Raw genomic sequence first — 24,994 nt, 5'->3', positions numbered from 1 at the left:
TTCTGAACTAACGCACCGCCTGAACTAACGCACCGCCAGAACTAACGCACCGTCGGAAGGTCGGGACTCGACACGTCGTACGTCTGGCCCGGCTGTGTCAGCAGCGGCAGCGTTACGACCGCTTTGCGATCCGACTTCTCGACACCACCCCAGTTGACGACGCGTCCGTCCACCAATGTCATGGAGACATCCGAAATGGACCGGGCAGCAACCTCTCCCACCTGCATCCGCAACTCCGGCGGCAACGTCCCCAATACCTCGAGCGCTGCCAATGTCGGCGGGTCGTTCCATCCGGGTGTTGCCGTCACCAGCCGGGGCACGCCGGGCGGCGGAACGCCGATCTCGAAGTCGACGCCCTTCTCGTCCAGCAGATGGGTACCTTCCGGCGAATCCACGAACACCAAGGGAACTCGCTCGGTCACCGTCACCCGAATGGTCGACGGATACATCCGCTGAACCCGCGCGGACGCAACCTTCGGAATCGCGGCGACACGTGCCGCCGCTGAACCTGCGTCGACGCGCATCAACGGGGTGCCGGCAGGGATCGCCAATAGTTCCAGGATCTGCTCCTCGGAGACGGTGGTCGCGCCCCTGATTTCGGTGCCGCGGACCGAGAGAACAGGCGACAACCATGCCGTCAGAAAGAGCCCCACCACAACGACAGCCGTCAACGGCACCATCACTACCGGCCGTTTGTACCACGGCGATTTCGGTGTCGGCGCCGGCTTCGGCGTCGTGGTGCGGGACGAGTAGCGCGATTCCGTGCGGGTACTCCGCCGCCGAGTGTTGGTAGCACGCCGGGCTGCCGGATCACGACGACCGCGGCGGCTCCGTGCATCCGAACTCATCGCGACTGCGTGCGCGAAGCCTGATGAGGAACTGCGCGCAACGCGTCGAGGATCTGCTTGCCCAGCATGGTCACGTCGCCGGCGCCCATCGTGATGACGATGTCACCGGGACCGGCGAGACCAGCTACCTGACGCGGCGCGAGCGACAGATCAGGCTGGTAGTGAACGGGTTTGGTGACAGCCTGCGCTACCAATGCCCCGCTGACACCGGGCAGTGGTTCTTCGCGCGCACCGTAGACGTCAAGAACAACGACCTCGTCGGCGAGGTCCAACGCTGCCGCGAACTCGTCGGCAAACGTCGCCGTGCGCGAATACAGGTGCGGCTGGAAAACCACGATCACGCGGCCGGCAGCGGAGTTCGCCACCGACGAATCATCTTGTGGTCGAACAAGATCCGCGGCCGCGCCGAGAACCGCTCGCACCTCGGTGGGATGGTGGGCATAGTCGTCGAACACACGCACACCACGCTCACGACCGGTGAACTGGAACCGCCGGTGTACTCCCCCGAATCCGGCGAGTCCTTCGACGATCTCGTCGATCTCCGCACCGGCATCACGCGCAGCGAGCAGCGCTGCCAGTGCGTTCAACGCCATGTGACGACCAGGGACAGCCATCCGAACAGTTCGCGCGGCTTTTTCGCCGGCCAGTTGGAACTGCAGAACGCCGCCTACGTCATGCGCCCGGAAATCGAGTAGTCGCACACCCACCTCGACCCCGTCTACCGGTTCGAACGCGGCATCGGCAGTATCCGCGGCATCGGCACTGCCGTACCCGATGACTCGAATATCGTCGCGGCCGGCGGCAACGATCCGCTTGGCCAGATCCGCCGAACCCGCATCGTCGAGGCACGCGATCAGCAGGCCACCGGGAGCCAGTCTGTCGACGAAATCGTCGAATACCTGCACGTACTTCTCGACGCTTCCGAAGTAGTCCAGGTGATCGGCTTCGATGTTGGTGACGACAATGACGTCGGGGTCGTATTGCAGCAGCGAGCCGTCACTCTCGTCGGCTTCCGCCACGAAGACGTCGCCGCTGCCGTGATGCGCGTTGGTTCCGGCCTCGTTGAGTTCGCCTCCCACCGCAAACGACGGATCGAATCCACAATGCTGCAGGGCGACAACCAACATCGACGTGGTCGACGTCTTACCATGCGTACCCGACACCAGGAACGTGCGGTTTCCCTCCATCAACGACGCGAGAACCGCCGGCCGGAGAATCACCGGGATCCCACGACGCGCTGCTTCGACCAGTTCCGGGTTGTCCTTGGGGATGGCGGCGTGCGTGGTGACGACCACCGTGGGGCCGCCGGGAAGGAGATCAAGAGCGTCGGCGTCATGGCCGATCCGGACCTGCGCTCCGCGCGCCCGCAGAGCCAACACGCCGCGGCTCTCCTTGGCATCGGATCCTGATACAAGTCCGCCGCGGGACAACAGAATTCGTGCGATGCCGGACATGCCGGCACCACCTATACCCACCATGTGTACTCGCTCGAGGTGGGCGGGCAGCGCGGTCATCGGTTTCCCCTATTTGTGTTGCGTACTGCGGTGTTGTTGCGTGCTTCCGTGTTGCTGATCCGGGCTGTGTCCAGAACGATCCGCGCGATCTCGGTCGCCGCCGTTCGGTGTCCGACACCGGCGGCGGCCTCGCTCATCGCCTGCAACCGCGGCGCATCGGTGAGCAGCGGCACCACGGTGTCGGCGACAAATGTCGGAGTCAGGTCGGCGTCACTGACGATCACCGCGCCACCTGCTGCGACGACGGGCTTTGCGTTCAATTCCTGCTCACCGTTTCCATGTGGCAACGGAACGTACACGGCCGGCAGTCCGACGGAGGACACCTCAGCCACCGTCATCGCGCCGGAGCGGCAGATCGCGGCATCGGCTGCGGCATACGCAAGATCCATGCGCGAGAGATACGGCACGGCAACGTACGGCGCAGCCTCCGAGAACTGCGGGGCGTCGAGAGTGTTCTTGGGTCCGTGCGCGTGCAGCACGGAAATCCCCGCGTCTGCCAATTCCCGGGCAGCGCCGGACACCGCGTCGTTGAGCGACTTCGCTCCTTGCGAACCGCCGAAGACGAGAAGAACCGGACCGCCTTGCGGAAGTCCGAAATACTCACGTGCCTGAGCCCGCAGACCGGCCCGGTCGAAATTCGCGATGGATGCCCGCACCGGAATTCCCACGACGTCCGCATCACTTGCGCCGCGATTCTTCACTCCGGACCCGGGGACCGCAGCCAGAACACGTGTCGCCAGCCGCGCACCGATCTTGTTCGCGATACCGGCACTGGCATTGGCCTCGTGAATGACGATGGGGATGGTGCGACGGCGGCGCAACACCCCACCGCGAGCGGCGAGGTACGCGGGAAGAGCCACATACCCACCGAAACCCACGATGACGTCGGCGTCGACCGCGTCGAGCACCTCACGTGTCTTACGCACCGATGCTCGAATGCGCAGGGGAAGTTTCACCAGGTCCATCGTCGGCTTACGCGGCAACGGGACCGGTGGAATCAGTTCGAGCGTGTATCCCCGGGCAGGAACCAGTGTTGTCTCGAGCCCACGGGCGGTTCCCAACGCGGTAACTGTGGTGTCGGGTGCCAGTGCCTTCACGGCGTCCGCAACTGCCAGAGCAGGCTCGATATGACCAGCGGTTCCTCCACCTGCCACCACTACCGACAGAGCTGAATTATTACCGCTCACCTACGAATTCCTCGCTCTCGAACTTCATGTGCATTGTGTGTCTTGCGCGTCGGCGCCTGCCGACGTCGTCCATTCTGCCCTGCTGGGGCCCTGCGCTTCGATTCCGCGCTGCCGCGGGAGCGGTTCGATTCCGCACTGCCGCGAGGCCGGCTCGGCCTGACCGACTGAAACGGCACCGGCATCGGTAGCCGCAGCAGCTTGGAAATCCTACCGTCCTGACCGGAGTGCAGGGCAGCGATCGCTTCCGGCTCGTGACGCGCAGCGTTGGCGACGACACCGAACATGAACAGCGTGGTCGCCGTCGACGTTCCGCCCGCAGACACCAGAGGCAGCTGCAGACCCGTGACGGGCAGAAGCCCGACGACGTATCCGATGTTGATGAACGCCTGCCCGGTGATCCAAGTCGTCACCGTCGCGGTCAGGATTCGCAGGAACGGATCCGACGACCGCGACGCGATCCGCAGACCGGTGTAGACGAACAGAGCAAACAGGCCGATGACGGCAGCGCCACCGACAAATCCGAGTTCCTCACCGATGATCGCGAAGATGAAGTCGTTGTGCGAGTTGGGCAGGTAATTCCACTTGGCCACACTCTGGCCGAGTCCACGTCCGAACAGGCCGCCGTCGGCCAGCGAGTACATAGCCTGACGGGCTTGATATCCGGAACCCTGCGGATCTGCATCCGAATCGAAGAACGCGCGGACTCGGTCGGAGCGGTAACCCGCGGTCAGCGCAAGAATTGCCACCGACACCACGCCGGTTCCGAGAATCGCGAGGAATAGTTTGACTGGCAATCCGCCGTACCAGAGCAGTGCAAAAAGAATGATGATGAGCGAGACGGTTGTACCGAGGTCGGGCTGCAGGATGATCAACACGAAGACCACCAGCGCTGCCGGAACCAACGGGACGAGGAGTTCCTTGATGGTGGTGATCTCGCCGCGACGCGACGCCAACACATGTGCGCCCCAGATCGCGAACGCGATTTTTGCCAACTCCGACGGTTGCACCGACAGCGGACCGACGACAAACCACCCGCGGGTGCCCTGCGACTCGGTCCCGATTCCCGGAACGAGAACAAGGACAAGCAGCACGACGGTGGTCACGAACACCGGGAACGACATCGCCCGCATGGAACGAATCGGCAACCGCAACGCGACGTAGAACAACACAAAACCCAAGGCGGCAAACATCGCCTGCTTCAAGAACATCGAGTACGCCGACTTGTTTGCGGCATAGGCCTCGACGCTCGACGCCGAGAGAACCATGACCAGTCCCAAGACCGTCAGCATCACTGCGACGGTTACCACCAGGTGGAATGACGCCAACGGCCGCGCCAGCCAGGCACCGATTCGGGTCTTGGGACCCTTGGTCATTCCGCGATCCCAGCCTTGTTCGCGCTTCCCGGCGGACCCGACAACGCGCCGACCGCGGCGGCAAAACTGTCCCCGCGATGACCGTAACTGTCGAACATGTCCAACGACGCCGCGGCGGGAGCAAGAACCACCGCACTACCCGGCGATGCCATTGTGGCGGCTTCTCTCACCACCGCAGTCATCACGGCATCGGCATCCGATCCGGACGGCAGCCGAATCACCCGCGTCGACGAGCTGTGATTTTCACTCACCTTTGCATCGTCCCCCGTCACCACACGAACGACGGGAACCTCGGGCGCGTGTCGCGACAATGCCTGCTCGATGTCGCCGGCGTCGCGTCCGAGGAGCACCACACCGGCAAGTCGGCTGCGGACCTCGGTCACCAAAGCGTCGACACTGGCCCCTTTGAGCAGACCACCCGCCACCCACACGACTCGATCGTGGGCGAGGATCGACGGGCGGGCGGCGTGCGGGTTGGTTGCCTTCGAATCGTCGACGTAGCGCACCGACCCGACATCGCCGACAACTGCGCCGCGGTGCGGCCCGACCTTGTGGGCTGTCAATCCGGCCCGCACAGCGTCGGCGCCGAGTCCCACAGCCCGTGCGAGAGCGGCTGCGGCAAGCGCATCCATGACGCCGGCCGGGCCAGGCGGATCGATATCTGCGGCCTCCGCCAACTGCACGGCGTCGCCGAAGGCGTTGTCGACCAGATTTCCCTCCGCCACCCCCAGCTCACCGCGGGCCGGAACTCCTAACCGGAATCCCGCCACGATGTCGGCCTCAGCGGCAGCACCGAGTTCCGCGGCAATCGCGTCGTCGAGTCCGACTACTGCGACCTTTCCACTGAGAGCCCGGGCCTTGGCTTCTGCGTACGCAGCCATCCCGCCGTGCCAGTCGAGATGATCTTCGGCCACATTGAGGACAACACCGGCGTCCGGGCGAACCGACGGCGCCCAGTGCAACTGGAACGACGACAGCTCGACAGCCAGGTACTCGACCCGCGGGGACGTCTCCGTCAGCGCCGCCAGCACTGGAAGTCCGATATTGCCGCATGCGCGCCCGGCGAGACCCGCAGCCTCCAGGATGGACGCAAGCATCGATGTGGTGGTCGTCTTGCCGTTGGTACCGGTGACCACAAGCCACTTTCGCGGTGGACCGTAGAGACCGGAGTGGTCAACGCGCCACGAGAGTTCGACGTCGCCCCAGATCGGGATCCCGTGTCCGGCCGCCGCTGCCAGAATCGGGGCGTCCGGCCGGAACCCTGGACTCGTGACTACCAGCGCGAACCGCGTGATCGAATCACGATCTTCCTCGATCGAACTGGTCGTGACGGTGGTGTCTGCACCGAGTTCGGCGCAACGATCGGCAAAATCGAGGGTGGAGTCGGCGACCGTCACCGAAGCACCCAGTGCAACCAGAGGTTCGATGGTGGCCTGCCCGGATACCCGGCCACCGGCCACCAGAACACGTTGTCCGCGTAGCCAACTCAGGTCGTTCGCTTCAGCTGCGGTCACGGTCAGCCTCCGATAGCTGCGAGGAATTCGCTGTAGAAGAGTGCAAGACCGATCGCCGACGCAATCGCGGCGAGCAGCCAGAACCTGATGATGACCGTGGTTTCCGCCCACCCGGCAAGTTCGAAGTGATGGTGGAACGGTGCCATCCGGAATACCCGTCGACGGCTGGACTTGAACACTGCTACCTGGATCACCACCGACGCTGCCTCAGCGACGAACAGCGCGCCGATGACAACCATCAAGAGTTCCGTGTTGGTGGTGATCGAGAGTCCGGCAAGCATGCCGCCGAGGGCCAGCGAACCGGTATCGCCCATGAAGATCTTTGCGGGAGCGGCGTTCCACCACAGGAATCCGATACACGCACCGGCACCGGCCGCGCAGATCAAAGCCAGATCGAGCGGGTCACGAACGTCGTAGCAGCCCTTGACCGGACTGGTCTCGCACGAGTTCCGGAACTGCCAGAACGTGATGATGACGTAGGCCCCGAGAACGAAGCTCATTGCGCCGGCCGCGAGTCCGTCGAGGCCGTCGGTGAGGTTGACGGCGTTCGACCACGCGCTGACCAGCAAGTAGCAGAAGGCGATGAAGACAACCGAGCCGAGCGAGACCGTGGCGATGTCACGCACGTAGGACAGGTGGACACTGCCCGGAGTGAGGCCGTCTGCGCCGCGGAACTGCAACGCGAGGATTCCGAAGATCACGGCCGCGACAAACTGCCCGACGAGCTTGGCTGTCTTGTTCAGCCCGAGGTTGCGCTGCTTGCGGATCTTGATGAAGTCGTCGAGGAAGCCGACGCCGCCGAGTGCTGTCGTCAGACCGAGAACCAGCAACCCGGACGCGGTCGGACCCTCGGCCCCGTCGATTCCCATTCCGACGAGGTGAGTTCCGAAGTAGCCCGCCCAGATTCCCGCAAGAATGGCGACGCCACCCATCGTGGGTGTGCCGCGCTTCGCCTGATGACTGGCCGGGCCCTCGGTCCGAATCTCCTGGCCGAATCCCTGCTTTGCAAACGCCTTGATCAGAATCGGCGTGAGCATGATCGAGACCGCAAGCGCAATGCCGGCGGCAAGCAGAATCTGGATCACTCCGACACCTGCTTCTGCGCCAGGACCGCCTCGGCGACCGTCCAGAGACCGATCGACTGCGAAGCCTTGACCAGCACCAGGTCACCTGGCTCCAGTTCCGCTTCGAGAACCTGCAGAGCCGCGGCGGCATCCGGGACAACCATCGACTCGTCTCCCCACGAGCCCTCCATCACTGCGCCCTGGTGCATCGCGCGGGCCGGGCGACCGGTGCCGACGACAATCAGTTTCGTGACGTCGAGTCGCACGGCCAGTCGGCCGATCGCGTCGTGCTCGACTACCGACTCGGGGCCCAGTTCGGCCATCTCACCGAGTACAGCCCAACTGCGACGGCCGAAATGACGGTCCGATCTGGCCATCGAGACCAATGCCTTGAGCGCTGCGCGCATCGAATCCGGATTAGCGTTGTAGCTGTCGTTGATCACGGTAACGCCGTCGCTGCGTTCGCTCACGTCCATACGCCGAGCCGACGCGGCCCTCGTGTCTTCGAGGATGCGGGCGATCTCGGCGACGCTCACACCGTTCTCGAGCGCAACTGCCGCAGCGGCAAGCGCATTCCCGACCTGATGTTCACCGTGAACCGCGAGACGGATTCGCGCAGAACCCTTCTCCGAGTTCAGTGTGAAACTCGCACGGGCCTGATCGTCCACAGTCACATCCGTGGCGCGCACGTGCGCACCGTCGGACTGTCCGACCAGAACCACCCGCGCTGCAGTCCGCGACGCCATGGCCGCAACCATGCGATCATCGGCGTTGAGGATGGCGACGCCGCCCTCTGCCGCCGGCGGAAGTGCTTCGACCAGTTCACCTTTGGTGGTCGCAATCGCCTCACGTGAGCCGAACTCACCGAGGTGCGCCGTACCCACGTTCAAGACGACGCCGATCCTGGGCGGAGCGATCTTCGCCAACTCCGCGATGTGACCGACGCCGCGGGCCGACATTTCCAGCACCAGGAACTTGGTCTGCTCGTCAGCGCGAAGCGCGGTCCACGGGTGACCCAACTCGTTGTTGAACGAACCGGGCGGAGCGACAACCTCACCGGAATCACGCAGTACCGCAGCAACAAGATCTTTGGTGGACGTCTTTCCGGCCGATCCGGTAATCCCCACAACAGTGAGACCGTTCTTCGCCGACAACGTGTCGACCACCGCACGAGCCAGCAAGCCCAACGCGTTCAATACCGCCGCACCGGAGCCATCCGAGTCGTGCTCGAGTGCCATGACCGAACTCGGGCCGGACGTCTGCGTAGGCGTCACAACGATGGCGGGTACACCCACCGGCCGCGCGGCGAGCACAGCTACCGCGCCGGCTGCCACCGCAGCTTCGGCGTGCTCGTGACCGTCGACGCGGGCGCCTGGCAGCGCCAGGAACAGTCCACCCGGACCTATTCTGCGAGAATCGAATTCGACGGTCCCTGTCACTGTTGCCGACGGGTCGTCGACGTCGTGCAGAGTTCCTCCGACGATCTCGGCAATCCGAGAGAGCGTCATCGGGATCATTTCGTGCCTCCATGCGCTGTGTTGATCGCGATCCGGTCGATCGCGTCTCCCAGCACCTCGCGGTCGTCGAACGGGTGCTTGACCCCGTCGATTTCCTGACCTGTTTCGTGGCCCTTGCCGGCCACCAGTACTACGTCGCCGGGCTGTGCCCAACGAACGGCTTGTTCGATAGCTTCCGCGCGATCCCCCACCTCGAGCACAACCCCACGCTCAGATTCCGGGACCGCGAGAGCGCCGGCCATCACCGCTGCGCGAATCGTGGCAGGCACTTCGGTCCGGGGGTTGTCGTCGGTGACGATCAGAAGATCGCTGCCTCGTGCGCCGGCCTCACCCATCAGCGCGCGTTTACCCGCATCACGGTCACCGCCGGCCCCGACAACGACCCCGACGCGTCCGGAAATCTGATTGCGCAGCGTCGCGATGACAGCCTCGAGCGCGGCAGGCTTATGCGCGTAGTCGACCACGGCAAGGAATCCTTGACCACGGTCGATGCGCTGCACGCGACCTGGAACATCTACCGTTCCCACGGCCGCCACTGCCGAGGCCACATCGATACCCGCCTGCGAGCTCACCGTCAGGGCCAGCGCGGCGTTTGCGACGTTGTACCGGCCCGGCAGTCGCAAGGACACCGGCCACGACTGCCCGTTCGGTCCCGAAAGGTCGAACAACTGGGAACCGTCGGCTGCGACATCGACCGATCCGACCTTCCAGTCGCACTCGGCTTCCGTCGTCGCCACCGTCGTCACGTCTGCAGCTGACGCCAGTTCTGCCATCCGGCGTCCCCACACGTCGTCGACGCAGATAACAGAGCTTTCGGCGTGAACCGTCGACTCCGGATCGAACAGACGGGCCTTCGCCGCAAAGTACTCTTCGAAATTCCGGTGAAAGTCCAGGTGATCCTGCGAAAGATTGGTAAACGCTCCGATATCGAATCGGATGCCGTCGACGCGGCCGAGAGAGAGCGCGTGACTCGACACTTCCATCACAACGGTATCGATACCCTGCTCTGCCATCACGGCAAACAAGGCATGGAGATGTGGAGCCTCCGGTGTGGTGAGGGCGCTCGGAACCCGACGTCCATGGATTCTGGTCTCGATGGTGCCGACGAGACCGGGGTTTCGTCCCGCACCCGCCAGTGCCGCTTCCAGAAGATAGGATGTGGTGGTCTTACCCGACGTACCGGTGATGCCGATGACCTGCATCTTTTCCGAGGGTCGGCCGTAAATCTCAGCCGAGATCTCACCGAGGACATCCCGCGGCTTGGGGTGAACGAGAACCATCACCGGCCGGTCGACGCTCGGGTTCAACTGACGCAACAGCGCCAATCCGTCGTCGTCGGTCAAGATCGCGGCAGCTCCGCTGGCCAAGGCGTCACCGGCGAACTGCGCGCCGTGCGCACGGGCACCCGGCAGTGCGGCGAACAAATCGCCGGAGACGATATCTTGCGCACGCAGGTCGACACCGGATACGACAGTGACGGCCTTCCCGGTCCCCGACCACTCGACAGCCAGCCAGTCGAGTCGCGCTCCGGACAACTCCGCCAAGGCCGTGATCGCCGTCTCAATCGGGTTCACCGGTCGTGCGTTCACCACTACACCCGGCTCTGACGATTGCGAACGATTCGGCACTGTCACTCGACTCCTGGCGATTGTCGTTGGTCATGGCAGTCGCAGATTCGAACAACCGAAAACTGCGACGTATGAGATTACCGCGTACAGGAACACCCCGATGACCGCGTGGATCGTGATCCGTGACAAAACCGTGAATCGCGATCCGCTCGATCAGTCTGCCTGCAGCACCAACTTACGACCCGGATCCGGCGACATCGGCACGCTGTCACGCTGCAACATCCACGACGCAATGTTGTGGAACAACGGAGCGGCCGATTGCCCGCCGCCACCATCGACACCGCGAACAGGTGCATCCAGCATGATTCCGATCACGAACCGAGGGTTGTCGGCCGGTGCGATACCCGCAAACGTGATCCAGTAGTTGGAGTTGGAATAGCACTTGCAAACCGGATCGATCTGCTGCGCCGTACCGGTCTTGCCACTGACCTGATAGCCCTCGACCCCCGCGGCCACACCGGTGCCGCGCTGATTTCCGGTGTCGTCCTGCGTGACCGAACGGAACATGTCCCGCACCGTCGCCGCCGTTTCCGGGCTCACCACTTCGATGCCGTCAGGCTGCGAGGCCTCCGTTTGCTCCCCCGACGAGTTCACGGTGGATTTGACGATCCGCGGCGGGATGCGCACACCGTCGTTGGCAATCGCCTGGTACATGCCCGTCATTTGCAGCAAAGTCATGGACAAGCCCTGACCGATCGGCAAGTTGGCGAACGTGCCGCCAGACCACTGGTCACGGCTGGGCACGATGCCTGCGCTCTCGTCGGGAAGTCCGACCTCGGTGCGCTGGCCCAAACCGAACTTGTCGAGCATCTCCGCAAAGCGATCCTCGCCGACCCGCTCCGCGAGCATCAGAGTCCCGACATTGGACGACTTACCGAACACGCCGGTGGAGGTATAAGGAACTACGCCGTGATCCCACGCGTCCTTGACCGTCGCCCCCGACATCGTGATGCTGCCAGGAACCTGCAGAACCTCGTCCGCTGTGGTCAGGCCGTCCTCGATGGCGGCCGCCGCCGTGATGATCTTGTTCACGGAGCCGGGCTCGAACGGGCTCGTGACCGACAGATTGCCGGTCTCGACCGACCGCAGATTGTTTTCGAGGCCGATTCCGGGGTTGAACGTGTTGTCGTTGGCCATGGCCAGAATCTGACCGGTCGCAACGTCCTGGACGACTACCGACGCGTTCTTCGCACCCGACTTGTCCTTGGCGATCTGTACCTGCTGCTGCACGAAGAACTGGAGATCGGAATCAATAGTGAGCTGAACTCCCGAGCCGTTGACGGCAGGCTGCTTGTCGCGCCAACTACCCGGAATCACCGCGCCGTCGCTGCCTCGGTCGTAAGTCTGGGAACCGTCGATACCGGCAAGGGTCGAGTCCATCGAATCCTCGAGACCGAGAAGTCCGTGCCCGTCCCACCCGGTTGCACCGACCATATTTGCCGCGAGAGACCCACCCGGATACTCACGAATATCCTGGCGTTCGAGGCCGACCTCACGGAAGCTGTCCGAAATCTCAGCTGCCACAGCCGGATCGACGCTCCGCGCCAGATAGACAAAGGTCTCCTCGCTGTTCAACTTCGCAAGAATGTCTTTTTCCGGAGCGGCATCACCCAGCTTGGAGTGGACCCCGGCCGCGATCTCGGCGAGCCGCGTCGACACCTCGGGTGGCTGCTGATCTGGTTCCACACCCGCTTCGATGCTCTTGGTCCGGGCTTCTTCCAGCTCTTTGCGAACGGCTTTCGGCTGGAATGTCAGCGCCTTCGCTTCCATCGTGAATGCGAGCGTGGTGCCGTTCCGATCCGTGATCGATCCCCGAACCGCCGGGTCGATCTGAGTAGTCGTACGCTGATTAGCCGACTCCGCAGCCAGACTCGGAGCGTCAACGCCTTGAATCCACAACAACTGCAGCGCCGCAACGGCAAGCGCCCCACACATCGTCCACCGACCTACACGCTGACGAAACGGGAAGGTCGCGGACTTCGATCCGCGAGAACCCTTCTTCCCCCTCGCCGCGGCGGGTTTACGACGTGGATCTCGCCGAGGCGCGTCGTACTGAGGATCTCGGCGCCGCGCGTCGTAGTGCGGATCGCGATTCACCGACGGTCCTCAGTCGGGGACGGCACCACCGTCGTGGTCGGGGACGGCGGAGCGGACGTGACGGGAATCAATTGCTCACTCCGAGCGAGGTTTTGCGGGTTGAGTGGAGCCGGCGTTGTAGTCCCGGCCACCGGGGGCGCCGTAGGCGTGGTTGTTGTCACTCTGGGCGGCGATACCACGACCGGTGCGTCGAGCGGCGGCAACGGTTCGGCACTCGCGGGCGCGGGTGTACCCACGACCTCGACACTGCCGTCCGGGTGTACTACAAGGCGAGCCGGATCCTTCGCCGGAACCATGCCGAGCGCACTCGCCTGATTGGCAAGCTCGGGTGCGGAATTACGCGACTGGAAATCTCGCTCCAGGGCAGCCTTCTGCTCCACCAACGACTGATTGAAAGCGCGGGCATCGCTGAGTTGATAGGAGTCCTCGGCAGACCGGGTCGTCAGGAGCAACGTCACGGCCAAACCGATCGAGAACAACCCGATGATGGAGACCACAAACGGAATTCGTGCCTTGAACTCGCCGCTACGGGAGAGAGCTGTGCCACCGGAAACCGTCGAACCGTGCCCGAGCGCCCGGGCAGTGCGCTTTTCGTAGGCACGCTGCGCCGCACCTGAACGGCGCTTCAGCGAGGATTCGTCCCCCGTGGTGCTCTGCTTCGTCATGCCCGCCTCCTGGCAATGCGTTCAGCGGCACGCAAGCGCACCGGAGCTGCTCGTGGGTTTTCCTCGATTTCCTGCTCCGAAGCTCGCTCTGCGCCACGGGTGAGGATCTTGAACTCCGGCCCCATGCCGGGTAGCTCGACGGGAAGCCCCTCGGGACTGGTCGACTTGGAGCGAGGGACCAACTCCGCCTTGACAACTCGATCCTCAAGCGATTGGTACGACATGAAGACGACGCGGCCGCCAACTGCGAGTGCGTCCAATCCTGCGGGCACCGCGGCACGCAAGGAATCCAATTCGGCGTTGACCTCGATCCGCAGAGCCTGGAACGTGCGCTTGGCCGGATGCCCGCCGGTGCGACGGGTGGCCGCAGGAATGGTCCGATACAACAGTTCGACCAGAGCAGCGCTGGTGGTGAACGGCTCCCTCTCGCGTTGCCGAAGTATCTCGGACGCAATCTTGCCTGCAAAACGCTCTTCGCCGTACGTGCTCAGGATTCGAGCGAGATCGCCGTGACTGTATGTATTGAGAACCTCGGCGGCGGTAAGCCCGACGGTCTGATCCATCCGCATGTCCAACGGTGCGTCGATCGAATACGCAAAACCGCGATCGGCTTCATCCAACTGCATGGAAGAAACACCGAGGTCGAAGAGAATGGCGTGAACCGACTCCGTCGTCGGTAGGCCAGCCTGTTCGAGGGCATCTTCGATGCCGTCATAGGTGGTGTGCACGAAAGTCGTTCGATCAGCGAACGGCGCAAGACGCTCCGACGCGATCGTCAGCGCATTGGTGTCGCGATCGAGACCGATGAGGTGCAGTCCCGGGTACTTCCCGAGGAAGAACTCGGAATGCCCACCCAGGCCGAGGGTCGCGTCGATCATGACAGCGCCGTCGCCGCCGTCACCGACCGCGGTGATAGCGGGACCGAGGAGATCATCTGCGCGATGCAGAAGAACAGGAACGTGCGCGAAGCCGTCGGTGTCCGAGGGTTCGTTCACCTCGCGATCAACCATGTGTGCTCCGGCTCCTACTTTCATGATTCCGATGAAGAATGACTGCTCGAACGGGCGAATGCTCCGAGGTCCCTGCCCGAAGGAGAACCTGGCGCTGGGGAAGTGCGTCAGGGTCTTTCCGGGCAGAGGCCTCGTGGCATTCGCCACAAACTATCCGCCTAGACGATCTCGCTGAGAGATTCGCCAATTGCTTGGGAATAGTCCTCTTCGTTGTCTCCGAGATACCTCTCCCAGGCTTCTAGATCCCAGATTTCGAGGTAGTCGACAGACCCGGTCACTACGCATTCCTTGGAAAGGTTTGCGTAACGCCGATGATCAGCCGAGAGGGTGATTCGCCCCTGGGCATCGGCGTGCTGTTCATCCGTGCCGGCTGCGAGAGCGCGAACATACGCTCGTGCGGCCGGATCATTACGTGGAGCTGCCGCTGCTTTACGAGCCAGCTTGACGAACTCGTCCCGCGGGTAGACAGCAAGGCTGTGATCCTGACTCTTGGTGATCATCAACCCTCCTGACAACTCTTCTCGGAACTTGGCCGGCAAGGTGAGCCGGCCTTTATCGTCGAGCTTCGGCGTGAAGGTTCCGAGAAACACTCGACACCTCCTGCGAGCTTTTGCCGAAACCCTCCCAATTGGGCGAAATACGGCTTCAAGCTCTCCGCCCGCACCCACAGTACCCCACTTTCCCCCACACACAAGGAGCTATCGGGCACTAACCGGGCTGATTTGCTGAGTATTAGCAGCTCAAAGCAGGTGGGGAAAGATGGGGAATTTTCGTCAGGGGTGTCCCGACACCCAGGGTCGGCAGGGTCCGTTCCGCGCCACATACGCCCACATTCGACCTAAAAGTCCAGCTCAACGAACTGGTTCGACTGCCTCAGCCCTACAGCACCCGTCGCGATACCAGAACTGCCTATAGCAGGGGAGGAAAGTGGGGAGGACCATCGTCCCCCTCTTACGCGACAGACGGCCGGCAACCTGTGGTTGCCGACCGTCATGTTTTCGCAAATTAAGTGGCTTGCGGAGGCGCACGACCAGTCCCCCGCAGGCGGAATCACATCAGGTGAAATTGACCACCATGACCCACTCGCCAGCCTGGGCCGACGAGGTCATCGACTTGCGACAGAGCTAGTCCTGCTCGAACCGGCGACGGAAACGATCTTCCATACGGGAAGAGAATCCTCCACCTGACCGCCGACCGCGTGAATGCCCTCGGCCGCTCGACCCACCCTCGCCCGGGGGCCCGGACTGGTGTTCACCGCCCTGAGCGCCGTCCGCAGTTGGTGTCCCTGTCCGTCGGCCGCCGCCCCACAAGAGCATGACGCCGGCGCCGAACATACACAGGAACCCGACCAAGCTGAGAATCGGAAACGAGCCCAGTTTGAGGACTTGAAGGCCTGCAATCAACAGGATCAAGCCCACGACAAAGAGCGCCGCAGCTTGAAAACGCCGTCTACTCGACGGCGCCCTCATACGGCCGCCCCTCACATTAGAGGCGAACTTGGGGTCTTCGGCATAGAGAGCGCTCTCGATCTGATCGAGCATGCGCTGCTCGTGCTCGGAGAGTGGCACGGTACCTCCCCCGGCACTGGAAGTTAGGCAACCACCCCACGGTGTGAGGTGGCGGGTAGTCAACCTGAACGACTACCTGCTTTTTATACTACGAGGAGTTTAGGTCGCGGACCACCACTCTGGGTACGAGTTCTGCCACAAGCGTACGTATTTGCCCGGCCGAACCGTAAATCAGCTCCCATCAGGCCGTAAGAACCTGCAATTTCAGTGAAATCGGTCATCCGCGACACCAGAAAAATTCAGGAAGCTCTCAGATCGATTCGATGAGCCTGGCCGACAAAATCTTCGACCGCGGTCAGAAATCTGCCTACCTCGACGGAAAATCCATCGGCATCAGCGTCGCTGAGGTCCACCTGTATGCCGGTCTCGACCGCCGCCCGGGTATTCGACCAGCCGGCAAAGTAACTCGACCAGGCTCCGAAGGTGGGTGCGTCGGCATCCAAACGGATCCATGCGTTCCCACTCTTCTTCCGGCGGCCACTTCCCGTCGCTCCTACTGCCAGAACTGCGCCGGCCCCACGCAACGCTGCCAGATAGGCGCACCGAAAGCGTTCAGACGCATCGCCGGCTCCGACCGACTCCGCCAACAAAGAATCGGCTTTCCCCAACAGATTCCAGGCGAGTCCGCCTGCGGACCCAGTTCCGGCACACGCAGCGGTAGACGACCGCACTACTCGCTCCGGCATTTTCGCTGATTCCGGGAGCCGCGACAGCGCCGACCGCGAGGGGCACGCCAGTTCCGCCGGCAGCAGCCTTTCGGACTTCGGTGTTCTTTCGGACTTCGCTCGGTCGGACATCCGGGGCACCTCCCGCGCCAAAGGGGATTGCATTCACAAGGATAGAAATCTGGTGCGGTGGGGATGCCCGCTTCCCTTCGGGCATCCCCACCTCGAGTGTCATTTCCAGATCACCCTTATCGAACATCCGTTCGACCTATTCAATATAACTGCACCCACCGACAAGTAGTCAAGAGAAGAGGTGAGACCGGTCGACCCGCAGATCGCCTGGACTCCGCACACGGTCGACCTCGACCGCGAGGAATTCGCGAAACGACTACACGAGGCTTTGTCCGTGTATGTCACCGCGATGGACTATCCACGTGGCACCGAGTTCCACCGCGCGCCCATGTGGACGGAGCATTCGACCAGACCGGGATGGAAAGCCGTCGGCGCATACGCAGGGCAGGCAGACACCGCTTCGCCCCTGATCGGAATCGCCTACGGCTATCGCGGAAGTTCGGATCAGTGGTGGCACCAGCAGGTCTTGCACGGGTTGCGCCGCAGCGGCAGACCGCACTCCGAGATCTCCGCCATTCTCGACGACTACTTCGAACTGACCGAGTTGCACGTCCATCCGAACGGCCAGGGCCATCGACTGGGTGAATCCCTGCTTTGTCACCTCTTGCGTGATCGGACGGAGCGCTCCGTTCTCCTGTCCACACCCGAGGTGTACGACGAGGACAACCGCGCGTGGCGGCTGTACCGGCGACTGGGATTCCAGGACGTACTCAGGCGATTCCGCTTCGCGGGAGACAACAGACCGTTTGCGGTACTCGGGCGGGGATTGCCGTTATGACACCCGTTCTCGACGCAGTGGTAGTCGGCGCAGGACACAACGCATTGGTTTCAGCTGCCTACCTCGCGCGCGAAGGCTGGTCGGTGCAGGTCCTCGAGAAGGACACCGTCCCCGGCGGTGCCGTCTCGACCGTCGAGCGATTTCCTGGACACAAAGTCGACCGCGGTTCGTCGGCGCACATCATGATTCGGCATACCGGAATCATCGAGGAACTCGGGCTTGCGGCCCACGGACTTCGGTACATCGATTGCGATCCCTGGGCGTACGCGCCACCGCCGGCTGGTTCCGATCACCCGGGAATCGTTTTTCACCGCGACCTCGACGCCACCTGCCGATCGATCGAACACGCCTGTGGCGCACGCGATGCCGACGCCTATCGCAGGTTCGTGAACATCTGGTCGGAGCGCAGCGCTCGGGTGATGCGCGCGTTTTCCGCCCCGCCCACCGGACCTAATCTGCTGTCGTCGTTCTGGGGCCTCGACACGGGGAGCGGCGGTAGCGATCTTGCGCGCCAGTTCCTCGCAACCGGCGACGCGCTCCTGGACGAATACTTCGACGGCGAACCGCTCAAAGCCGCGCTGGCGTGGTTCGGAGCGCAATCGGGGCCGCCGATGTCTGAGCCGGGCACCGCGCCGATGGTCGGCTTTGCCGCACTCATGCACATTCTTCCGCCGGGACGCGCCGTCGGTGGCAGCGGCGCACTCAGCGCCGCGCTCATCTCGAGGCTGACGACGGACGGAGCGACCGTGAGCCTCGGCGACGCGGTCACGTCGCTGACTCGCGACGGCGATCACTGGACTGTGAGAACGGCCGGTGGACAACGGGTTCAGGCCCGCACCGTCATCGCCGGCTGCCACATCCTGACAACGCTGGACCTGCTCGGCAACGGCGGCTTCGACGCAGCCGTCCTGGATCGGTGGCGCCGGAGAATCCGCGTCGGTCCGGGAATCGGCATGGTCCTGCGATTGGCAACGTCGTCGCTTCCGCGGTACCCGTCGGCGTCGATGACCGAGAGCACATCGGGTCTGCAACTACTGGTGTCCGATCGCGCGCACCTACGGACTGCTCACGGAGCAGCGCTCGGCGGCGAGCTTCCCCCGCGGCCCGCGGTTCTCGGTATGAGTTTCAGCGGGATCGATCCGAGTATCGCTCCGCCGGACGAGCATCAAGTGACGTTGTGGTCGCAGTGGCAGCCGTATCGGTTGAGCGGAGATCGTGACTGGGCATCGCTCGCGGAGTCCGAAGCCGATCGCGTTGTCGCCGAGATGGAGGCGTCTGCCCCCGGTTTCACCGACAGCATCCGCCACCGGCACATCCAGACTCCGCGCGACATCGAGTCCGAGATGGGGTTGATCGGGGGCAACGTCATGCACGTCGAGATGTCCCTCGATCAGATGATGATGTGGCGCCCCCTGCCCGAGTTGTCTGCACATCGTGTGCCCGGCGCGGAGAGCCTCTACCTCACCGGTGCGTCGACGCACCCCGGTGGTGGTGTGTCCGGAGCGAGTGGTCGGAGCGCGGCGCGTATCGCACTCTCCGACCGCCGCGGAAATTCGATCATCAGCCGGATACGTCGAAAGAAGTGAGACCTCAACGTGTTCCGCTGCTTCTTGCGTTGGCGGCGCTCGGCGCTCAGATTGTGTATCCGTTGGTGGACGGCGGCTCTCGCGATGCCGTCACCGTCGCCGTCGTGGGGTTACTGGCCGCCGCGTCGATCAGCCACGCGGCGATCAACCGCGGCGCGGCCTGGACCGTCAGCCTGATCGCGGTCACCGCGGGAGTCGGGCTGGCGTCGGAGATTGTGGGCACGGCCACAGGAATGCCGTACGGCTGTTACGGGTACAGCGTCGATCGACTCGGGCCCGCGTTGTCCGGTGTCCCGCTGATCGTGCCCTTCGCCTGGACTGCCGGCTTCTATCCGATCTGGTGTGTCGCCACTCGCCTGGTTCGACGATTCACGCCGGCCTCGCGACGAGTGGGTCGCGTCGTGCTCACGGTCACCGGGTTGCTCGGCTGGGATCTCTATCTCGATCCGCAGATGGTGGCCGATCGTCAGTGGACGTGGTGCGTCGACGACGCCGGACTTGCCGGCATCGCACACATTCCGTTGACCAACTACGCGGGGTGGATCGTGGTCGGTCTGATCATGGCCACGATCATGGAGGTGATCGCGAGTCGATACGAAAAGCCGACGCTTTCCGACGCCGTTCCCTACGGGCTGTTTCTGTGGACGTGGCTCGGTTCTGCCCTCGCGCATGCGGTCTTCCTCAGTGCACCAGAGCTGCGCTACTCGGCGATGTACGGGTTTGTCGTGATGGGCATTCTCGGTGTCTGGCTACTGGCCACCTTCGCCCGTCGCACTCGCCCGGTATCGGACTTCCCACGCCGACACACCCCCTCGTAGCTGACTACCGATGCAGCGGCTGGCACGATGACGACTGTGCAACAGTCCACGGATGACACCACGCGGCCGCGACGTCGGAAGCAACTCCTTGCCACGACAGCGCTCGCGCTGATGCTGGTGCCGCTGCTCGCTGGCTGCCTACGGGTCCAGGTCTCGATGGGCGTCTCGGCCGATGATCGGGTGTCAGGACAGATCGTCGCGGCCGTGATTCCGGAGAACGAAGCCGATCCCGGGCCGCAACTGGTACCGCCTACATCGCTCGCGGAGAACATCCGGGTTCAGGAATACAAGAAGGACGGCTACGTCGGTTCACAGGTGTTCTTCTGGGATCTCAGCTTCGGCGACGTCTCGCAACTGGCCGCGATGACGGACGAAGGCGCCGGTTCCTTCCAACTCACACTTCAGCGCAGCGGTGACACCGTCGCGCTGGACGGAAAGGCCGACCTCAAATCCCTGCCTGCCCAGGGATCCGACATCCAATTCAGCATTGCCTTCCCGGCACGCATCTCCACGACAAACGGCAACCGCGACGGCGACTCGCGGGTCTCGTGGACGCTGCCCGCCGGCGAGGTATCCACTGTTCGCGCAGAAGTGAACTACGCCGATCCGAGCACCCGCAGTTTCGCAGGCTGGGCCGGGATCATGGCCGGCCTCACGCTCGGTGTCGCGATAATCGTCGGCGCGATGGCCTGGATGGTGCGCAATCGCGCACCCGTCTCGCCGGCACCGACGAGTCCACAACCGACAAAGGCCGACACGCACTCACCGTAAGTTCCGCGCGTGCGGTCGGTGGCGCTAGACGCTGGCCTGCGTATCGGTCGACACATCCGACGTCAGTCCCAGACGTTCCAGAACCTCGCTGGTGGCTCGGGCGAAATTCAGCGTGATGAAGTGCAGGCACGGAGCGCCTTCGGCGATCAGACGCTCACCCATTTCGGTAGCGAGGTCGATCCCGAGTTCACGCACTGCTGCTCGGTTCTCCTGTGAGCCCGAACCAGCGGCGGCGTCGAACCGGCGCTCGAGAGCGGGCGGCAACGAAGATCCGGACAGTTCGAGCATGCGCCGCACTGATCGCAGTGACGTGACCGGCATGATCTCCGGGATGATCGGCTTGGCGCCCTGCTCGGGGTCGAACGCGCTCACCCGATCGCGTAGACGCAGGTAGTCGTCGACGTCGAAGAACATCTGCGTGATGGAGTACTCGGCTCCCGCGCGCAGCTTCGAGACGAGGTACTTCGTGTCGTGGGCCAGGTCAGGCGCTCGGTAGTGCCCTTCCGGGAACGACGCGACGCCGACGTGGAAGTCACCGAGATCGCGGACCATCCGGACGAGTTCCTCGGCGTACTCGACGCCGTCCGGATGTTTCTTCCATTCACCGAGAGGATCACCTGGAGGGTCACCGCGCAGAACGAGGATGTTGCTGATCCCACGATCGGCGTAAGCGCCGACCATGGATCGGAGTTCGTCGATGCTGTGCGACACCGCGGTGAGGTGTGCAACGGGCAGCAACGTGGTCTCTTCGGCCAGTTCTCCGGTTACGCGCACCGTGCGGTCGCGAGTAGAACCTCCGGCGCCGTAGGTCATCGACACAAATGCCGGACCGAGCCTCTCGAAGGTGCGAACGGCACGCCACAGACGCGCCTCGGCTTCAGCGTCGCGCGGCGGTGAGAACTCGACCGAGAACGGAATCCGACTCCCTGTGGAAGATGTGATCCGATCGACGATCGATGGTGTTCGGCTGGCCCAGCCATCGCTGGAGCGTCCCCTGACTGCATCGAATGTCACGAGGTAAGCATATGTTTTGTCGCAGCAGAACGGAGCATCGCGTCCGTGAACACGTCCCGGATACCAGGATCGTGCAGTTCACGGCCCACACCGGACATCGGTAGGTACCCCACTAAGCTGGACTCTACGCTCACTGCCTGGCCCTGTTCGCCGGTATGAGAAGTTACCGACCTTGGAGGCCATCCTGTCCACGCGAACCGACGCCGCCTATCCGTCCTCGCTCGAGTTGCCGGCGTTGTTCGAACAGAACTTGCGTGACTTCTTTGCCTCGAGGCGCGAAGCAGTGGAGACCATCGGCGGCGGATACGAAAACGCCGTCGACACTCTCGAGAACTTTGTCCTTCGCGGCGGCAAGCGGGTGCGCCCGGCGTTTGCGTGGACGGGTTGGCTCGGCGCCGGCGGCGACCCCCACGGCGACGACGCCGCCGGAGTCATGCGCGCCTGCACAGCGCTCGAACTGGTCCAGGCGTGCGCACTGGTGCATGACGACATCATCGACGCTTCCACGACGCGCCGCGGATTCCCCACCGTGCACGTCGAGTTCGAGAACGTGCACCGCGCCGACAACTGGAACGGCGACGGTGCTCACTTCGGCGAGGCGGTCGCAATTCTGCTCGGCGATCTGGCACTCGCGTGGGCCGACGACATGATCCGTGAATCCGGCATCGGCGCTGACGCCGCTATCCGGATCAGCCCCGTGTGGTCGGCGATGCGCACCGAAGTACTCGGTGGTCAGTTCCTCGACATCAGCAACGAAGCTCGCGGTGACGAGAGCGTCGAGGCAGCGATGCGCGTGAACCGGTTCAAGACCGCGGCGTACACGATCGAGCGCCCGCTGCACTTGGGTGCTGCCCTCTTCGGAGCCGACACGGCACTGATCGACGCGTACCGGAAATTCGGCACAGACATCGGTATTGCATTCCAACTCCGGGACGACCTGCTCGGAGTGTTCGGCGATCCGTCGGTGACCGGCAAGCCGTCCGGCGACGACCTCCGCACCGGTAAGCGGACAACATTGTTCGCCGCCGCGCTGGCTCGCGCCGATGAGACCGATCCTGCTGCGGCGCAACAACTCCGATCCGGTATCGGCGCGGAGTTGACCGACTCCGACGTCGATACGCTGCGCGCCCTGATCACTGATCTCGGCGCGGTGGACGACGCCGAAGCGCGCATCGTCGCACTGGTCGAATCTGCGGCGGCCGCACTGGAATCGAGCAGTGCAACCCTGGAGGCCAAGACACGGCTCAGCGAGATGGCCCTCGCAGCCACGTCGCGAACGTACTGACAGCATCGACGATTGATGAGTGATCCGTCACTGTTGGACGCCGAATCGGCCGTCATCAACCCCGGATGCCGGAGTTCCGACCGTATTTCCGCCGATGCAACCAACCTCCGAACGCGTCACCGGCGCGCGCAAACGAGTCGACGGCAGGGTTCGGCCCCGGGAGCAACTAAACTATCCCCTCGTAACCGACTATTCGCCAGCAATTCACCACGTACGCGCCACCGCATCCGAACACCTCGGGGGAGGAAACTGCACTCATGACGCCCTCTGCCGCAGCCACCACACCAGCGTGGCATCGAAGGGCCGCTGATTTCCTTCGCACACCCGAAGGGCACAGCGCTCTACTCGGATTCCTCGGTGCCGCCATGATCATGTTCGGCGGCTTCGGCGCAGGTAGCGTCCGGCGTGAGGACCCGTTGCTCGAGTCGATGCATCTGTCGTGGCTCCGATTCGGGCACGGTTCGATTCTGTCGGCAGCGATCGTCTGGATCGGCGTGTTGTGCATGATCGGCGCCTGGGCACGACTGGGTCGCTCGGCACTACGAGGTGACGTCGGGTTGCGCGGGTTGCGATTCATCGTGCCGCTGTGGACGTTCCCGCTGCTCTTCGCCGTTCCGATGTTCAGTCGTGACGCTTTCTCGTACCTCGCGCAGGGCGCTCTGCTGCGTGACGGCTTCGACCCGTACGAAGTAGGACCGGTGGTCAATCCCGGCATCCTGCTCGACAACGTCTCCAACGTCTGGACGACCACCACAACCCCGTACGGTCCGGTTCATCTGCTGCTGACTGATGCCATTGTTCGCCTGACCGGTGACAACGTCATCGCCGGCACGATGTTGCTACGCATCACCATGCTGCCCGGCCTGGCGTTGATGATGTGGGGTGTCCCCCATCTCGCGCGCAAACTCGGCGGAAACCCCGCAATTGCCCTGTGGCTCGCCGTCCTCAATCCACTCGTCCTGATCCACCTGATCGGCGGCGTGCACAACGAGATGTTGATGGTCGGCCTGATGGTCGCCGGAATCGCACTCGCCCTCGAACGCAAGCACATGTTCGGAATCGGCATGATCGCCTTTGCCGTAGCCATCAAGGCAACGGCCGGGGTCGCTCTGCCGTTCGTGGTCTGGATCTGGATGATTCACGAACGCGAGGACGCCGCGGCGAGAGGAACGGAAGCACCGAACCCGATCCGATCATTCATCCGCACCGCCGGTAGCGGATTTGCGATGTTTGTTGTCGTGCTCGGTTCCACGTCGTTGATTGCCGGCGTCGGACTCGGGTGGACGACGGCGCTCTCCGGCTCCAACAAGATCATCAACTGGCTGTCGTTGCCGACCCTCGTCGCGCACCTGTCCACCGTCGCGACGTCGTGGTTCGCGGGCAATCACTTCAACGACATACTCGAGGTCACCCGAGCCGTCAGTGCAGTCGTTCTCATCGGAATCATCGCAGTTGTCTGGTGGCGATTCCGCACCACCGAACGCGACGCCGTGATGGGCATCGTGATCGTCATGGTTGCCATCGTGATCCTGTCCCCGGCGGCGCTCCCCTGGTACTACTCGTGGCCGCTGGCTGTTGCTGCCGGCTTTGCGCTCTCCCCGACGACTCTGGCAATTCTGGTGGGTCTGTCCAGTTGGCTCATGCTGATCTTCCAGCCGGACGGATCGATCGGCATGTACTCGTTTCCGCACGTCGCATTGGCAACGCTCGCCTCCGTCATCGCGGCAATGTCGCTCCGGACGGAAGACCCACTGCGCCTGCGCGGACACAGCCCGGAGAAAGTCAAGGCAGAAGCGACCTCGACGGCATCGTGAATTCGGTTGTTCTCACGAGCTGTCGGCCTCACGCTGTAATTCACTTCCGGTAATTCACTTCCGGTAATTCACTTCCGGTAATTAACACCCGGTAAGTCACACCCGCACGCGCCTGTGTATCGCCGAACCGGCACCGGTCCGGTCGG

21 protein-coding genes are annotated in these 24,994 nt (G+C 63.5%); 6 read left to right on the top strand and 15 right to left on the bottom strand.

Going from position 1 to position 24,994, the window contains the following annotated elements:
* Positions 1-41 precede the first annotated feature (41 nt).
* The 14 genes from ACFRFQ_RS21100 to ACFRFQ_RS21035 form a co-directional block, all read right to left on the bottom strand.
* Positions 42-848, bottom strand: coding sequence for a cell division protein FtsQ/DivIB (locus tag ACFRFQ_RS21100; protein WP_378661780.1), 807 nt, complete (start codon positions 846-848; stop codon positions 42-44).
* Positions 845-2,362 carry a UDP-N-acetylmuramate--L-alanine ligase gene (gene murC, locus ACFRFQ_RS21095; protein WP_378661778.1) on the bottom strand — a complete coding sequence of 506 codons (1,518 nt, stop codon included), beginning with the start codon at positions 2,360-2,362 and terminating at the stop codon, positions 845-847. The genes ACFRFQ_RS21100 and murC overlap by 4 nt, the downstream gene beginning before the upstream one ends.
* Positions 2,359-3,549 carry an undecaprenyldiphospho-muramoylpentapeptide beta-N-acetylglucosaminyltransferase gene (murG, locus tag ACFRFQ_RS21090; protein WP_378661775.1) on the bottom strand — a complete coding sequence of 397 codons (1,191 nt, stop codon included), beginning with the start codon at positions 3,547-3,549 and terminating at the stop codon, positions 2,359-2,361. Before murG ends, murC begins: the two co-directional genes overlap by 4 nt.
* Complete coding sequence (ftsW, locus tag ACFRFQ_RS21085; protein WP_378661772.1) at positions 3,546-4,922, bottom strand: putative lipid II flippase FtsW; 1,377 nt, start codon at positions 4,920-4,922, stop codon at positions 3,546-3,548. Before ftsW ends, murG begins: the two co-directional genes overlap by 4 nt.
* Positions 4,919-6,442 carry a UDP-N-acetylmuramoyl-L-alanine--D-glutamate ligase gene (gene murD, locus ACFRFQ_RS21080; RefSeq protein WP_378662478.1) on the bottom strand — a complete coding sequence of 508 codons (1,524 nt, stop codon included), beginning with the start codon at positions 6,440-6,442 and terminating at the stop codon, positions 4,919-4,921. The genes ftsW and murD overlap by 4 nt, the downstream gene beginning before the upstream one ends.
* The gene (gene mraY / locus ACFRFQ_RS21075; RefSeq protein WP_378661769.1) at positions 6,439-7,521 is read right to left on the bottom strand and encodes a phospho-N-acetylmuramoyl-pentapeptide-transferase; all 1,083 of its coding nucleotides are present in this window, start codon (positions 7,519-7,521) and stop codon (positions 6,439-6,441) included. Before mraY ends, murD begins: the two co-directional genes overlap by 4 nt.
* Entirely contained in the window at positions 7,518-9,017 is a 1,500-nt protein-coding gene (gene murF / locus ACFRFQ_RS21070; RefSeq protein ID WP_378661766.1) for a UDP-N-acetylmuramoyl-tripeptide--D-alanyl-D-alanine ligase, read from the bottom strand. The genes mraY and murF overlap by 4 nt, the downstream gene beginning before the upstream one ends.
* Complete coding sequence (locus ACFRFQ_RS21065; protein ID WP_378662475.1) at positions 9,014-10,645, bottom strand: UDP-N-acetylmuramoyl-L-alanyl-D-glutamate--2,6-diaminopimelate ligase; 1,632 nt, start codon at positions 10,643-10,645, stop codon at positions 9,014-9,016. Before ACFRFQ_RS21065 ends, murF begins: the two co-directional genes overlap by 4 nt.
* Positions 10,646-10,798: 153 nt before the next feature.
* A complete protein-coding gene (locus ACFRFQ_RS21060) occupies positions 10,799-12,742 on the bottom strand; it encodes a peptidoglycan D,D-transpeptidase FtsI family protein (protein WP_378661764.1) in 1,944 nt (647 codons plus the stop codon).
* Positions 12,739-13,407: a hypothetical protein gene (locus tag ACFRFQ_RS21055; RefSeq protein ID WP_378661762.1), complete on the bottom strand. Its 669-nt coding sequence runs from the start codon at positions 13,405-13,407 to the stop codon at positions 12,739-12,741. Before ACFRFQ_RS21055 ends, ACFRFQ_RS21060 begins: the two co-directional genes overlap by 4 nt.
* Positions 13,404-14,417, bottom strand: a complete 1,014-nt coding sequence (gene rsmH, locus ACFRFQ_RS21050; protein ID WP_378661759.1) for a 16S rRNA (cytosine(1402)-N(4))-methyltransferase RsmH — start codon at positions 14,415-14,417, stop codon at positions 13,404-13,406. The genes ACFRFQ_RS21055 and rsmH overlap by 4 nt, the downstream gene beginning before the upstream one ends.
* A gap of 158 nt (positions 14,418-14,575) precedes the next feature.
* The gene (gene mraZ / locus ACFRFQ_RS21045) at positions 14,576-15,007 is read right to left on the bottom strand and encodes a division/cell wall cluster transcriptional repressor MraZ (RefSeq protein WP_033231007.1); all 432 of its coding nucleotides are present in this window, start codon (positions 15,005-15,007) and stop codon (positions 14,576-14,578) included.
* 534 nt (positions 15,008-15,541) lie between these two features.
* Entirely contained in the window at positions 15,542-15,985 is a 444-nt protein-coding gene (locus ACFRFQ_RS21040; RefSeq protein WP_378661755.1) for a DUF3040 domain-containing protein, read from the bottom strand.
* Positions 15,986-16,224: 239 nt separating this feature from the next.
* Complete coding sequence (locus ACFRFQ_RS21035; RefSeq protein WP_378661752.1) at positions 16,225-16,782, bottom strand: SAV_6107 family HEPN domain-containing protein; 558 nt, start codon at positions 16,780-16,782, stop codon at positions 16,225-16,227.
* A gap of 181 nt (positions 16,783-16,963) precedes the next feature.
* Here ACFRFQ_RS21035 and ACFRFQ_RS21030 point away from each other — a divergent pair, with 181 nt between their 5' ends.
* The 4 genes from ACFRFQ_RS21030 to ACFRFQ_RS21015 are packed head-to-tail and all read left to right on the top strand — an operon-like array spanning position 16,964 to position 20,735.
* A complete protein-coding gene (locus ACFRFQ_RS21030) occupies positions 16,964-17,560 on the top strand; it encodes a GNAT family N-acetyltransferase (RefSeq protein WP_378661749.1) in 597 nt (198 codons plus the stop codon).
* Complete coding sequence (locus ACFRFQ_RS21025; RefSeq protein WP_378661746.1) at positions 17,557-19,146, top strand: phytoene desaturase family protein; 1,590 nt, start codon at positions 17,557-17,559, stop codon at positions 19,144-19,146. The genes ACFRFQ_RS21030 and ACFRFQ_RS21025 overlap by 4 nt, the downstream gene beginning before the upstream one ends.
* On the top strand, positions 19,143-19,964 hold the full coding sequence (locus tag ACFRFQ_RS21020) for a carotenoid biosynthesis protein (RefSeq protein WP_378661743.1): 822 nt from the start codon (positions 19,143-19,145) through the stop codon (positions 19,962-19,964). The genes ACFRFQ_RS21025 and ACFRFQ_RS21020 overlap by 4 nt, the downstream gene beginning before the upstream one ends.
* A 27-nt stretch (positions 19,965-19,991) precedes the next feature.
* Positions 19,992-20,735: an LppM family (lipo)protein gene (locus ACFRFQ_RS21015; protein ID WP_378661741.1), complete on the top strand. Its 744-nt coding sequence runs from the start codon at positions 19,992-19,994 to the stop codon at positions 20,733-20,735.
* A 24-nt stretch (positions 20,736-20,759) separates the two neighbouring features.
* Here the strand turns inward: ACFRFQ_RS21015 and ACFRFQ_RS21010 are convergent, their stop codons facing one another.
* Positions 20,760-21,749, bottom strand: coding sequence for a methylenetetrahydrofolate reductase (locus ACFRFQ_RS21010; RefSeq protein ID WP_138869111.1), 990 nt, complete (start codon positions 21,747-21,749; stop codon positions 20,760-20,762).
* Between the two features lie 181 nt (positions 21,750-21,930).
* Between ACFRFQ_RS21010 and ACFRFQ_RS21005 the strand changes: the two genes are divergently transcribed.
* Both ACFRFQ_RS21005 and ACFRFQ_RS21000 read left to right on the top strand, forming a co-directional pair.
* Entirely contained in the window at positions 21,931-23,034 is a 1,104-nt protein-coding gene (locus tag ACFRFQ_RS21005) for a polyprenyl synthetase family protein (RefSeq protein WP_378662472.1), read from the top strand.
* 257 nt (positions 23,035-23,291) lie between these two features.
* The gene (locus tag ACFRFQ_RS21000) at positions 23,292-24,848 is read left to right on the top strand and encodes an alpha-(1->6)-mannopyranosyltransferase A (RefSeq protein ID WP_378661738.1); all 1,557 of its coding nucleotides are present in this window, start codon (positions 23,292-23,294) and stop codon (positions 24,846-24,848) included.
* The last annotated feature ends 146 nt before the right edge of the window (positions 24,849-24,994 follow it).

This window comes from Rhodococcus sp. NPDC056743 (assembly GCF_042790355.1).
GTDB lineage: Bacteria > Actinomycetota > Actinomycetes > Mycobacteriales > Mycobacteriaceae > Rhodococcus_F.
The sequence above is the reverse complement of the archived record's forward strand: the minus strand, read 5'-3'. Positions and strand labels throughout refer to the sequence as shown.